The sequence below is a fragment of the Sinomonas cellulolyticus genome, assembly GCF_014656475.1.
Taxonomy (GTDB): Bacteria; Actinomycetota; Actinomycetes; order Actinomycetales; family Micrococcaceae; genus Sinomonas; species Sinomonas cellulolyticus.
Genome location: NZ_BNCM01000005.1, coordinates 220,096 through 232,633, shown reverse-complemented (window position 1 = coordinate 232,633; position 12,538 = coordinate 220,096). Strand labels below are relative to the sequence as shown.

The following is a 12,538-nucleotide window of genomic DNA, read 5'->3' as shown; positions in this document are numbered from 1 at the left end:
CCGTCGTGCGCTGATCGGGACAGACTACTGGGTGAGCTTGCTCAGCGTCGGGTCGTTCGCGTACGCCTCCTTGGCGTTGGCCTTCGTGACGATGACCGGCGGGAGCAGGTACGTGGGGACGGTCTTGACGCCGTTGTTGTAGGACTTGGTGTCGTTGATGTCCGGCTGCTGCCCGGCCTGGAGCTTGCTGACCATGTCGATGGCCTGCTTCACGAGGTTGCGGGTGTCCTTGTTGATGGTCGAGTACTGCTCGCCCGCCATGATCGACTTGACCGACTCCACCTCGGAGTCCTGGCCGGTCACGACCGGGATCGGCTTCCCGGCGCTCTTCACAGACGTGATGATCGCCCGGGCCAGGGTGTCGTTGGGGGAGAGGACGCCATCGAGCGGAGCGGTGGTGTAGTTGGCCGCGAGGATCGTGTCCATGCGCTTCTGCGCGTTCTCGGCCTTCCAGCCCTGCGTCACAGCCTGCTCGAACGACTTCTGGCCCGAGAGGACGTGGAGCGTACCGTCATCGATCTTCGGCTTCAGCACGCTCATGGCGCCGTCGAAGAACACCTTCGCGTTCGCGTCGTCGGGGGAGCCGGCGAACAGCTCGACGTTGTACGGGCCGTTCGCCTTCTTCGCCTTCATGCCGTCCAGGAGCGCCTGGCCCTGGAGCTGGCCGACCTTGAAGTTGTCGTAGGCCACGTAGTAGTCCACGTCGTTGGTGTTCTCGAGGAGGCGGTCATAGGCGATGACCGTGGCGCCCGCATCCTTGGCCTGCTTGAGCTGCGTGCCGAGCTGCTTGCCGTCGATCGCGCCGACGATGATGACCTTGGCGCCCTTGGTGACCATGGTCGAGATCTCGTTCTGCTGCTCCGAGACGCCGCTGTTCGCGAACTGCACGTCCGGCTTGAAGCCGGCGTTCTTGAGGCCGTCGTTGAACAGCTGCTCAGCCAGGACCCAGTTCTCCGAGGTCTTCTGGGGAAGGGCGACGCCGATCAGCGAGTCCTTCGCGAACCCGCCGGCGCTCCCGCTCGCCCCGGCGCTCGACTCCGAGCGGCCGCAGCCCGTGAGCGCGAGCGCCGCGATGGCGACGACGGCAGCCGCCGTCTTGGTCCTCGACGAGGCCTTCCCTGCTATGCCGAACCTGCGCATTGTGCCTGCTTTCTGTGGTGTGTACGGGTGATCCGAAAGGGGGTAGGGGTCTGTGATGGCCGGGGTGCACGGTGAGGGGCGCGCACGACGGCGAGGGGCCGGCGTCGTGCGTCAGGCCTCCTTGGCGAGCACCTCGGTGGTCTTGGTGGTCTCGTCGGGCTGGAGCGGAGTCCCGCCGCCGGCGCGCTCGCCCCCGCCGCGGCCGCCGCCGGCGCCGCGGATGAGGAGGCCGATGATGGACCGCTTGCCCTGCATCTTGTTGTAGACATCGAAGGCGACGGCGGCCAGGAGCACGAGGCCCTTGATGATCGCCGTGAGGTCCGCGCCGACGCCGAGCAGCTGGAGGCCGTTGTTGAGCACGGCCATGACGAGGCCTCCGACGATCGAGCCGATCACCGTGCCGACGCCGCCGGTCACCGCGGCGCCGCCGATGAACACGGCCGCGATCGCGTCGAGCTCCCATCCGGTGCCGTCGAACGGGCCGGAGGCGGTGGAGCGGGCCACGAAGACCATGCCCGCGAGGGCGGAGAGGATGGCCATGTTCATCATCACGAGGAAGTTGACCTTCTTCGACTGCACGCCCGAGAGCTCGGCCGCGTGGCGGTTGCCGCCGACGGCGTAGATGTGGCGGCCGATCACGGTCTTGGACGAGATGAAGCCGTAGATGAGGACGAGGACACCGAGGATGATGCCCGGGACCGGGAAGGACGTACCCGGGCGGCCGGTCGCGAAGAGGTACGTCGCGTACAGGATGGCCGCGCAGATGAGCACGACCTTGGTCACCATGACCCACGTCTCGGGCACTTCCGCGCCGAGGGCCTTCGCCTGGCGGCGCGAGCGGAGCTCGAAGAAGACGACGAGCGCCGCGCCGATGATGCCGAGCAGCAGCGTGAGGTTGTTGTAGCCGGTGTCCGGGCCGATCTCGGGCAGGTAGCCGTTGCCGATCTTCTGGAAGTCGGCGGGGACCGGGACGGTGTTGGACTTGCCGATGTACTGGTTCACGCCGCGGAAGATGAGCATGCCGGCGAGCGTGACGATGAACGCCGGGATGCCCACGTACGCGACCCAGAAGCCCTGCCAGGCGCCGATCAGGGCGCCGATCGCGAGGCCGAGGAGGAAACCGGCCCACGAGGGCAGTCCCCAGTCCCGCATCGTGATGGCGACGATGATGCCGACTGCAGCGGCGATCGAGCCGACGGAGAGGTCGATGTGGCCCGCGATGATCACGAGGACCATGCCGATCGCGAGGATGAGGATGTACGAGTTGCCGTTGAACAGGTTGATGACGTTGTCCGACGTCAGCGTGAGGCCGCCGGTCAGGATCTGGAAGAGGATGATCAGGGCCACGAGGGCGAAGATCATGCCGAATTGGCGGGTATTGCCGCCGAAGAGCTTCTTGAGCGCGTCCATGGTGGGTCTTTCTACTTCTCAGGCTGCCTTGCGGGACTGGGTCATGAGCTTCATGAGGCTTTCCTGGGTGGCCTCTTCCTTGGTCAGGACGCCCGTGATGGCGCCCTCGAAGATCGTGTAGATGCGGTCGGAGAGGCCGAGCAGCTCGGGCAGCTCGGACGAGATGACGATGACGCCCTTGCCCTGGCTCGCAAGCCTCTGGATGATGCCGTAGATCTCGTACTTGGCGCCCACGTCGATGCCGCGGGTGGGCTCGTCCAGGATGAGCAGCTCGGGGTCGGTGAACATCCACTTCGCGAGGACGACCTTCTGCTGGTTGCCGCCGGAGAGCTTGGCGACGCCCTCGTCCACGTTGGGGGTCTTGGTGCGCAGCGACTTCCGGTACTGCTCGGCGACCTCGTACTCGCGGTTGCGGTCGACGACGAGTCCCCGGGTGATCTTCTTCAGCCCGGCGGAGACGGTGGTCGTCTTGATGTCGTCGAGGAGGTTCAGGCCGAGGGACTTGCGGTCCTCCGTGACGTAGCCGAGGCCGGCGTCGATGGCCTGCGCCACCGTGTTCATCCGGACCTCCTTGCCGTGCATGTAGGTGTGGCCGGAGATGAACTTGCCGTACGAGTGGCCGAAGATGCTCCGTGCCAGTTCGGTCCGCCCGGCGCCCATGAGCCCGGCGAAGCCGACGATCTCGCCTTCGCGGACGAAGAAGCTCGAGCCCTTGCAGACGAGGCGGTCCGTGATGACCGGGTGCTGGACCGTCCAGTCCTTGGCCTCGAAGAGCACGTTGCCGATGGTCGGGGTGTGGTCGGGGAAGCGGGACTCGAGGGTCCTGCCCACCATGCCCTTGATGATGCGGTCCTCGTCCACGCCGTCGCGCGCCACGTTGAGGGTCTCGATCGACTTCCCGTCGCGGATGATCGTGATCTCGTCGGCGATCTGCTCGATCTCGTTGAGCTTGTGGGAGATCATGATGCTCGTGACCCCGCGGCCCTTCAGGCCCACGATGAGGTCGAGCAGGTGCTGCGAGTCGGACTCGTTGAGCGCGGCCGTCGGCTCGTCGAGGATGAGCAGCTTGACGGACTTGTTCAGGGCCTTGGCGATCTCCACGAGCTGCTGCTTGCCCACGCCGATCTCCTTGATGGGCGTGTCCGGATCATCCTTGAGCCCGACCCGCGCCAGGAGCTCCAGGGAGCGGCGGCGGGCTTCCTTCCAGTCGATGACGCCGCGCTTGGACGGCTCGTTGCCCAGAAAGATGTTCTCCATGATGGACAGCTCGGGGATGAGTGCGAGTTCCTGGTGGATGATCACGATCCCCGCGGCCTCGCTGGCCCGGATGTCCTTGAACTCCTGGACCTTGCCCTGGTAGACGATCTCGCCCGCGTAGGACCCGTGCGGGTACACCCCGGAGAGCACCTTCATGAGCGTGGACTTGCCGGCGCCGTTCTCGCCGCAGATCGCGTGGATCTCGCCGGCCATCACCTTGAGGTTCACATCCGAGAGGGCCTTCACCCCGGGGAACTCCTTGGTGATGGACCGCATCTCGAGGATCACCGGTGCGTTCGCAGCCATGCGTCCCTTGCCTCCTGGTCGTGGGTCGAACTTCGTTGTCCGGCGGCCGTGAGGCGCCGTCTGGGTAGAAAGTAAACAGTCAGTCCAGCCTTGTCGTCAAGGCTTGAACGCAAGAATTGTCAGGCGTGGTGGGCGATGTCGGCGTTCTGGAAGACGAGCGCGGCGGCCCCGAGGACCTCCGCCCGGGCGCCGAGGGCTGACATGGTCAGGGCGGTGGTCTCTCCGATCACGGGGACGGCGTGGCGCAGGAGCCCCCTCCTGATCGGATCCAGGAGCTGTTCCCCCAGGTCTGCGAGCGGGCCCCCGATGACGATCACTTCGGGGTTGATGAGGTTGGCGACGGCGGCGAGGGCCCGCCCCACCGCCAGCCCCGCGTCGTCGAGCACCCTCAGGGCCGCTGCCGAGCCTGCCCGTGCCCGGCGCACGATCTCGTCCGGCCCGAGCGGCTCGGGCTCCCCACGCCCGAGGAGTTCGCCCATGATGGTCGTCGAGGCCACCGTCTCGAGGCAGCCGCGGTTGCCGCAGCGGCACACGAGGCCGTGCTCCGCGATCGTCGCGTGTCCGATCTCGCCGGTGATGCCCACGTGTCCGTAGAACGGCGCGCCGTTGAGGATGAGCCCCGCCCCGATGCCCGAGCCGATCTTGACGAAGACGAGGTTCCCCACGCCGCTGTGGGGACCCCACGTGACTTCGCTGAGGGCTCCGAGGTTCGCGTCGTTGTCCACGAATACGGGCAGGGCGAGCCGGTCCTCGAGCCGGGCGAGGATGTGGAAGCCCACCCACTCCGGAAGGATCGCCCCCTGCACGACCGTGCCGGACCGGTGGTCGATGGGCCCCGGGATGCCGGCCCCCACGCCGACGATGTCCTCGCGGCGCACCCCGGCCTCGAGCAGGAGCCTGTCGAGGACCTCGACCGCGGCGCTGATGCTCACGTCCGCCCGGTGCCCGAGCGGCAGGCTCATGCTCTCCTCGGCGAGCACCTCGTAGGCGAGGTTGGCGAGGACCACGCGCAGGTGGCGCCGCCCGAAGTCGATGCCGACGGCGACGGCGGAGTTGCTGTTGAGGCGCACCCTCAGGGCGCGCCGGCCGGAGCTCGTGGTCGGCTCGGTGGCCACCACGTTGGCGTCCTGGAGGACTTTGACGATGTTGGAGACCGTAGCGGTCGAGAGCCCCGTCTGACGGGCGAGCTCGGCCTGGGTGGCGGGCCCCGACGTGAGCGTCTCCACGATGCGCTGCTCGTTGAGCTTCCGGAGGGCGGATTGGGAGCCCGGATTGCCGGTGCCGTTCATCGTCGAGCGCAAGGTGGAGACCATGCTGTACAGCTTCCCTTCAGGACCTCTTGTCGTCAAGAAGTGAACGCAACGCGGGTCCTTCGCCCTCATCCAGTGCGGCCACTAGTCTGGGCGCATGAGCCCAGTCATCGACTTCGGGGGCAGCACCCCGGACATCCATCCCAGCGCGTTCGTGGCCCCGACGGCCTCGATCATCGGCGATGCACACCTTGCCGAGCGCTCGAGCGCGTTCTACGGCGTCTCGGTGCGCGCGGACACCGCGACGATCACGGTGGGAGCGGGCAGCAACCTCCAGGACAACGTCGTCCTGCATGCCGACGCGGGCTTCCCCTGCACTGTGGGCGCCGGAGTCTCGGTGGGGCACAACGCCGTCGTGCACGGCTGCACCGTGGGGGACAACGTGCTGGTGGGAATGAGCGCGACCATCATGAACGGCGCGGTCATCGGGTCGGAGTCGCTGGTGGCCGCGGGCGCCGTCGTGCTGGAGGGCACCGAGGTGCCGCCCCGCTCGCTCGTGGCCGGTGTGCCGGCCAAGGTGCGCCGGGAGCTCAGCGACGAGGAGGTGCAGGGCCTCTACCGCAACGCGTCACACTACGTGGACCTCGCCCGCGCCCACCGGCAGGCCAACGGCCACTGACTTCCGCGATGAACTAGGCGAAGACGACCGTCCGGTGGCCGTCGAGCAGGACGCGGTGCTCGGCATGCCACTGGACGGCGCGGCAGAGGGTGCGGCCCTCGACGTCCCGACCGAGGCGCACGAGCTGCTCGGCGGTCTTCGAGTGGTCCACGCGGATGACCTCCTGCTCGATGATGGGTCCCTCGTCGAGCGCTGCTGTGACGTAGTGCGCGGTCGCACCGATGATCTTCACGCCGCGCGCGTGCGCCTGGTGGTAGGGCCTGGCGCCCTTGAACGAGGGCAGGAACGAGTGGTGGATGTTGATGGCCCGGCCCTCGAGCTCGCGGCACAGGTCGTCGGAGAGCACCTGCATGTAGCGCGCGAGGACCACGAGCTCCACCCGGTGCTCGGCCACGAGCTCGAGCAGGCGCGCCTCGGCCTCGCCCTTGGTCGACCCGTCAACCGGCAGGTGGACGAACGGAACGCCGTAGAACCCTGCCATCGGCTCGAGGTCCGTGTGGTTGGAGACGATGACCGGTACCTCGATCGGGAGCGTCCCGGTGCGCTGCTGGAACAGCAGGTCGTTGAGCGTCCGGCCGTCCCTGGAGCACATGATGAGGGTCCGCACGGGCTGATCACCGTCGTAGACCCCGAGCTTCATCGAGAAGGCCTCGGCCACAGGCGCGAGGGCGGCCTCGAGCTCGGCGCGGGGGGCGGCGGTCTCGACTTCGACCCGCATGAAGAAGGTGCCCGTGTCCGGGCTCTCGTACTGGCGCGACTCGGCGATGTTGCATCCGGCCTCGAGCAGGGCGCCCGAGACGGCATGCACGATCCCGGGCCGGTCCGGGCAGGAGAGGGTCACGATGAAGGTGTTGCGGTCCACCCGGCCTAGCCTACCGAGCGCTCAGCTGCGCCCCGGATGCACGCGTCAGCGCACGACGGCGCCCGACTCCTCGCGCTCGGCAGCGCGCCGCAGTGTCCGGGTTGCGGCAATTGCGGCGGACCGCCCCGCGCGCGTGGCTCCGACGGTCGAAGCGCTCGCGCCGTAGCCGACGAGGAACAGGCGCGGCTCGCGCACCACGCTCACGCCATCGGGTGCCATGAGCACCCCGCCGCCGGGCTCGCGCACGTGCAGCGGTGCGAGGTGCCCGAGGGATGCCCGGAATCCGGTGGCCCACAGGATCACGTCGAGCTCGAGCTCCGTCCCGTCCGTGAGGACGGCCCCAGCCGGGGTGATCCGTGCGAGCGGCCCCCGGGAGACCAGCACGCCGGACCGGATCCCCGCGAGGTACTGGGCGGTGAGCGGCAGGCCGGTCGCCGCGGACACGGAGAGCGGCGGCAGGCCGGCGCGCGTGCGCTCGTTGACGCGGCGTTCGACGTCGGTGCCCCACTCCGCGTCGAAGGGCACCTCGGTCCACTGGGGGGGACGGCGCGTGGTCCAGACGGTGTGCGCTCCGACGGCGTCGAGCTGCAGGAGGAACTGCAGGGCGCTCGTCCCGCCGCCCACCACGAGGACGCGCTTCCCGGCGAACTCCTCCGCGGCGACGAAGTCGTGGGTGTGCAGCTGCCGGCCGCGGAAGGTCTCGCGGCCCGGGTAGTGGGGCCAGTAGGGGCTGTCCCAGGTCCCCGTCGCGGAGATGACCGTCTCACCCAGCCACGAGCGGGCGTCGGCTGCGCGCACGAGGAGGCCGCCGCCGTCGTCCGTCCGCTCCACCGAGGCCACCTGCACCGGCCGCACGAGCGGGAGCCCGAACCTGCGCTCGTACTCCCCGTAGTAGCGGCTCACGACGGCGGACGCGGGCTCGCGCGGATCCGGCGCCTCGAGCGGGAGGCCCGGGAGCGAGTGGAGGTGGTGCGCCGAGTCGAAGGTGAGGGAGTCCCAGCGGTGCCGCCACGCGCCGCCGGGGCCGACGTTCGCGTCGAGGACCACGAAGTCCTGCCAGGGGACGAGTCCCCGGCGCTGCAGCCAGTAGGCCGCGCTGAGGCCGGCCTGGCCTGCACCGATGACGATCGCCTTGAGCGCCTCCACGCCGATCTCCTTTTGTTGACGAGTCAATCGTTTCAACGGGCGTCCGCCTCGGGTTGTTCCCGCCTCCCGCGGTAGACTGGGCAGGTCGCGACTGGCGTTGGGTGGAGCACCACCGGGGAGCGGCGCACATGGGACACCGCGGATCGTACGCCTGGGCCGGGGTCGAGACGCCGCGCCTTCATGCTCCGCCACCCTGTTCCGGTGGCAGCCCGGGGGCCGGTAGCCTGACCAGTAGCCCCCGCCAGTGAACCAGGAGAGCCCGTGAGCCCCACCACTCCTACCGTGTCCGCCGTCAGCAACCTCCCGCTCGAGGAGGTCGATCCCGAGATCGCAGCCGTCCTCGGGAAGGAACTCGGCCGCCAGCGCAACACCCTCGAGATGATCGCGTCCGAGAACTTTGCCCCCCGCGCCGTGATGGAGGCCCAGGGCTCGGTCCTGACCAACAAGTACGCCGAGGGCTACCCCGGCAAGCGCTACTACGGCGGCTGCGAGTACGTCGACGTGGCCGAGAACCTCGCGATCGACAGGGTCAAGGCCCTCTTCGGCGCAGAGTTCGCCAACGTCCAGCCGCACTCCGGCGCCCAGGCGAACGCCGCCGCGCTGTCGGCGATGATCACCCCCGGCGACAAGATCCTGGGCCTCTCGCTCGCCCACGGCGGACACCTCACGCACGGCATGAAGCTGAACTTCTCCGGCAAGCTGTACCAGGTCGCCGCCTACCAGGTTGAGGAGGATACCTTCCGGGTCGACATGGACAAGCTGCGCGCGCAGGCGCTCGCCGAGCGGCCGCAGGTGATCATCGCGGGCTGGTCCGCCTACCCCCGCCACCTCGACTTCGAGGCGTTCCGCTCCATCGCGGACGAGGTGGGCGCGTTCCTCTGGACCGACATGGCACACTTCGCCGGCCTCGTCGCCGCCGGCCTGCACCCGAGCCCCGTGCCGCACTCGCACGTGGTCACCTCGACTGTGCACAAGACCCTCGCGGGCCCGCGCTCCGGCGTGATCCTGGCCAAGGAGGAGTTCGGCAAGAAGATCAACTCCAACGTCTTCCCGGGCCAGCAGGGCGGCCCGCTCATGCACGTCATCGCCGCGAAGGCCGTCGCGTTCAAGATCGCCGGCTCCGAGGAGTTCCGGGAGCGCCAGGAGCGCGTGCTCGAGGGCGCCCGGATCATCGCCGAGCGCCTCACCGAGAGGGACGTCGCGGACGCCGGCGTCTCGGTCCTCACCGGCGGCACCGACGTGCACCTCGTGCTCGTGGACCTGCGCAACTCCGCGCTGGACGGCCAGCAGGCCGAGGACCTCCTCCACGAGGTCGGCATCACCGTGAACCGCAACGCGGTTCCCTTCGATCCGCGGCCGCCGATGGTCACCTCGGGCCTGCGCATCGGCACCCCCGCGCTCGCCACGCGCGGCTTCGGCGCCGCCGAGTTCACGGAGGTCGCGGACATCATCGCGACCGCGCTCAAGGGCGGAGCATCCGGTGCGGACCTCGACAGCCTCCGCGCCAGGGTGGACAAGCTGGCCAACGACTTCCCGCTGTACCCCGGCCACGAGGAGTGGTGAGCGCCCCCATGACGCAGCAGACCTCCCACAAGGCCGTCGTCCTCGACGGCAAGAAGGCCTCGGCGGACATCAAGGCCGAGCTGGCCGAGCGGATCGCTGCGCTCAAGGCCCAGGGCGTGACGCCGGGGATCGCCACGGTGCTCGTCGGGGCGGATCCGGCCTCGCAGCTGTACGTGGGCATGAAGCACAAGCAGTCCAAGGCGATCGGGATGAACTCGATCCAGAAGGAGCTGCCGGCCGATTCCACGCAGGAGCAGGTCGAGGCCCTCATCGACGAGCTCAATGCGGACCCGTCCTGCCACGGGTACATCGTCCAGCTGCCCCTGCCCAAGCACATCGACACCGACGCGGTGCTCGAGCGGATCGACCCGGCGAAGGATGCGGACGGGCTCCATCCGACCAACCTGGGCCGCTTGGTGCTCAACGTCAACGGCAAGATCGACACGCCGCTGCCCTGCACCCCCCGCGGGGTCATCGAACTCCTGCTGCGCAACGACTACGACCTCAAGGGCAAGCACGTCGTCGTGGTGGGCCGCGGGGTGACCATCGGGCGGCCGATGCCGCTCCTGCTCACGCGCCGCGAGATCAACGCAACGGTGACGATCGTCCACACCGGCACGCAGGACATGGGCCAGTACCTGCGCCAGGCTGACGTGATCGTCTCCGGTGCGGGCGTGAAGCACATCGTCAAGCCCGAGGACGTCAAGCCGGGTGCGGCCGTCCTGGACGTGGGCGTCACCCGCGAGGAGGATCCCGAGACGGGCAAGTCCACGGTGTATGGAGACGTCCACCCCGGGGTCGCGGACGTGGCCGGCTACATGTCCCCGAACCCGGGCGGCGTCGGCCCCATGACGGTGGCGCTCCTCATGACGAATGTGGTCGAGGCGGCCGAGCGGGCGGCACGGCTCGCCTGAGCCCGACCAGGGGCGCGCATACTCCCGCCGGAGTATGCGCGCCCCCTCCGCACTTCCGCCCGCGGACGACGACGCGCCGCCGCCGGCGCGCGTAGGCTCGGCTCATGCGTGGGTCGCCTGAGGTGTGGATGCGCCCCGGGTGGGCGGGCCGCCGGCCGGCGTGGCCGGTCAGGGTCGTGGCCGTGGTGGTCCTCGCCCTCATCCAGGTCCTGGGCACCCACGGCGCTGCCTTCCGCCAGCCCGAGGCGCGCCCGCTCGACGCACTCGCCGCAGCGCTCCTGATCGCGGGCCCCCTTCTCCTGCTCGCGCTTCCCGGCAGGCCGGGGCCGGTGGCCGCCGTCGTCGTCGGCATCACGCTCGTGTACTTCGCGCTCGGCTACCCGTGGGGCCCGGTGCTCGCCTCGCCGGTCATCGCCCTCGTGCTTGCGACGGCCGCGGGGGCGCGGCGCTGGAGCTGGGCCGCGGGCGCTGCCATGGTCGCCGCCGCCGCCGCTTGGGCGCTGCCCGCCGGCGACTGGCTCAAGGCCGGGGCGGTGGCCGCCTGGACCGCCGTCGTGCTGCTCGTGGGGGAGGGGCTGCGCGTGCGGCGGGAGCGGGTCGCCGTGCGCCGCCGCGAGTGGGAGTCGCACCGCCGCGAGGTCCGCGACCGGGATCGCCTCGAACTCGCCCGCGACATCCACGACATCGTGGCCCACTCCCTCTCGCTGATCAACGTCCGCGCGAGCGTGGCCCTGCACCTGGCCGAGAGGAAGCCGGAGGAGCTCGTGCCCGCGCTCGAGGCGATCAAGCACGCGAGCCACGAGGCACTCGGCGAGGTGCGCGAACTGCTCGGGGTGCTGCGCCAGGACGCGCCGGTCACGCCCGAGGACCCGCTCGGCCGCATCCCCGGCCTCGTCGAGGATGCCCGGGGGACAGGCCTCGAGGTGACCCTCGACGCGCGGCTCGACCCGCCGCCGTCGCCCGCCATCCAGAGGGTCGTGCACCGTGTAGTGCAGGAGGCGCTGACCAACACGGTGCGCCACGCCGGCGCCCACCGCGTCGGGGTGCGGATCGCGCGCGAGGGCGGCGCCGTGGTCGTGGAGGTGCACGACGACGGCGCCGGGCTCCGGGGGAACGGCCCGGGGGCGGGGCTCACCGGCATGCGCGAGCGCGTCGAGTCGCTCGGCGGCACGCTCGCCCTCACCGACGAGGGCGGCCTGCGGGTCCGCGCGGAACTGCCCGAGGAAGGGGACGCTGCCCGATGATCCGCGTCCTCGTGGTCGACGATCAGGCCCTCCTGCGCGCGGGCTTCCGCGCCCTCCTCGACGCGGAGCCGGACATGGAGGTGGTCGGTGAGGCCGGGACGGGAGCGGACGCCGTGGCTGCGGCCGCGAGGCTCGCGCCCGACGTCGTGCTCATGGACATCCGAATGCCCGGCGGCGACGGACTCGAAGCCACGCAGGCCATCCTCTCCGCCCACCCGGAGGGGCTCAAGGTCATCATCCTCACCACGTTCGAGCTCGACGAGTACATCACCGGGGCGATCCGCGCGGGCGCGAGCGGCTTCCTCGTCAAGGACACCGATCCGGCCGACCTCGTCCGCGCCGTGCGCGCCGTGCACGACGGCGACGCCATGCTCTCGCCGTCCGTCACCCGCAGGCTGCTGGCCCGGCTCGCCGCCGAGCAGCCCCCCGCCGGTGCGGCTGAGCCCGCGGCCGACGTCGGGCAGCTCACCGAGCGCGAGCGCGAGGTCGTCTCGCTCGTGGGGCAGGGGCTCAACAACGCCGAGATCGGGGCCACGCTGTTCATCACGCCGCTCACCGCCAAGACCCATGTCTCCCGGGCCATGACCAAGCTGGGGCTGCGTGACAGGGCCCAGCTCGTGGTGCTCGCCTACGAGTCCGGGCTCGTGCGGCCGGGCTGGCTCGGCTGATCGCGGCGCCTCAGGGCGTACGGCCGCATGATCCCGCCGGAGTAGGCGCGCCCCGCGAGGTGACTCCGCGGGGCCGATGCCGGAGCAGGGCCGGCTGAG

11 protein-coding genes and 1 riboswitch are annotated in these 12,538 nt (G+C 70.0%); of the genes, 5 read left to right on the top strand and 6 right to left on the bottom strand.

Features of this window, described 5'->3' with window-relative positions; all coding sequences use genetic code 11:
• Nucleotides 1-24 precede the first annotated feature (24 nt).
• The 4 genes from IE231_RS08490 to IE231_RS08475 all read right to left on the bottom strand — a co-directional run bounded on the left by IE231_RS08490 (nucleotide 25) and on the right by IE231_RS08475 (nucleotide 5,426).
• Nucleotides 25-1,140 (bottom strand): substrate-binding domain-containing protein, encoded by a 1,116-nt coding sequence (locus IE231_RS08490; RefSeq protein WP_189693502.1) that lies wholly within the window; start codon nucleotides 1,138-1,140, stop codon nucleotides 25-27.
• Nucleotides 1,141-1,251: 111 nt separating this feature from the next.
• Nucleotides 1,252-2,550, bottom strand: coding sequence for a multiple monosaccharide ABC transporter permease (gene mmsB, locus IE231_RS08485; RefSeq protein ID WP_189693501.1), 1,299 nt, complete (start codon nucleotides 2,548-2,550; stop codon nucleotides 1,252-1,254).
• An 18-nt stretch (nucleotides 2,551-2,568) separates the two neighbouring features.
• A complete protein-coding gene (gene mmsA / locus IE231_RS08480) occupies nucleotides 2,569-4,113 on the bottom strand; it encodes a multiple monosaccharide ABC transporter ATP-binding protein (RefSeq protein ID WP_189693500.1) in 1,545 nt (514 codons plus the stop codon).
• 119 nt (nucleotides 4,114-4,232) lie between these two features.
• Entirely contained in the window at nucleotides 4,233-5,426 is a 1,194-nt protein-coding gene (locus IE231_RS08475; RefSeq protein WP_189693499.1) for an ROK family transcriptional regulator, read from the bottom strand.
• Nucleotides 5,427-5,520: 94 nt separating this feature from the next.
• Here IE231_RS08475 and IE231_RS08470 point away from each other — a divergent pair, with 94 nt between their 5' ends.
• A complete protein-coding gene (locus tag IE231_RS08470) occupies nucleotides 5,521-6,042 on the top strand; it encodes a gamma carbonic anhydrase family protein (protein WP_189693498.1) in 522 nt (173 codons plus the stop codon).
• A 13-nt stretch (nucleotides 6,043-6,055) separates the two neighbouring features.
• Here the strand turns inward: IE231_RS08470 and purU are convergent, their stop codons facing one another.
• Nucleotides 6,056-6,904: a formyltetrahydrofolate deformylase gene (purU, locus tag IE231_RS08465; RefSeq protein ID WP_189693497.1), complete on the bottom strand. Its 849-nt coding sequence runs from the start codon at nucleotides 6,902-6,904 to the stop codon at nucleotides 6,056-6,058.
• Between the two features lie 45 nt (nucleotides 6,905-6,949).
• Nucleotides 6,950-8,050, bottom strand: coding sequence for an NAD(P)-binding domain-containing protein (locus IE231_RS08460; protein ID WP_229866593.1), 1,101 nt, complete (start codon nucleotides 8,048-8,050; stop codon nucleotides 6,950-6,952).
• Between the two features lie 77 nt (nucleotides 8,051-8,127).
• A riboswitch (ZMP/ZTP riboswitch) is annotated at nucleotides 8,128-8,214 on the top strand.
• A gap of 97 nt (nucleotides 8,215-8,311) precedes the next feature.
• Between IE231_RS08460 and glyA the strand changes: the two genes are divergently transcribed.
• The 4 genes from glyA to IE231_RS08440 all read left to right on the top strand — a co-directional run bounded on the left by glyA (nucleotide 8,312) and on the right by IE231_RS08440 (nucleotide 12,439).
• Nucleotides 8,312-9,613 (top strand): serine hydroxymethyltransferase, encoded by a 1,302-nt coding sequence (gene glyA / locus IE231_RS08455; RefSeq protein WP_189693496.1) that lies wholly within the window; start codon nucleotides 8,312-8,314, stop codon nucleotides 9,611-9,613.
• 8 nt (nucleotides 9,614-9,621) lie between these two features.
• Complete coding sequence (locus IE231_RS08450) at nucleotides 9,622-10,527, top strand: bifunctional methylenetetrahydrofolate dehydrogenase/methenyltetrahydrofolate cyclohydrolase (protein ID WP_189693600.1); 906 nt, start codon at nucleotides 9,622-9,624, stop codon at nucleotides 10,525-10,527.
• A gap of 104 nt (nucleotides 10,528-10,631) precedes the next feature.
• The gene (locus IE231_RS08445) at nucleotides 10,632-11,771 is read left to right on the top strand and encodes a sensor histidine kinase (RefSeq protein ID WP_189693495.1); all 1,140 of its coding nucleotides are present in this window, start codon (nucleotides 10,632-10,634) and stop codon (nucleotides 11,769-11,771) included.
• Nucleotides 11,768-12,439: a response regulator transcription factor gene (locus IE231_RS08440; protein ID WP_189693494.1), complete on the top strand. Its 672-nt coding sequence runs from the start codon at nucleotides 11,768-11,770 to the stop codon at nucleotides 12,437-12,439. Before IE231_RS08445 ends, IE231_RS08440 begins: the two co-directional genes overlap by 4 nt.
• The last annotated feature ends 99 nt before the right edge of the window (nucleotides 12,440-12,538 follow it).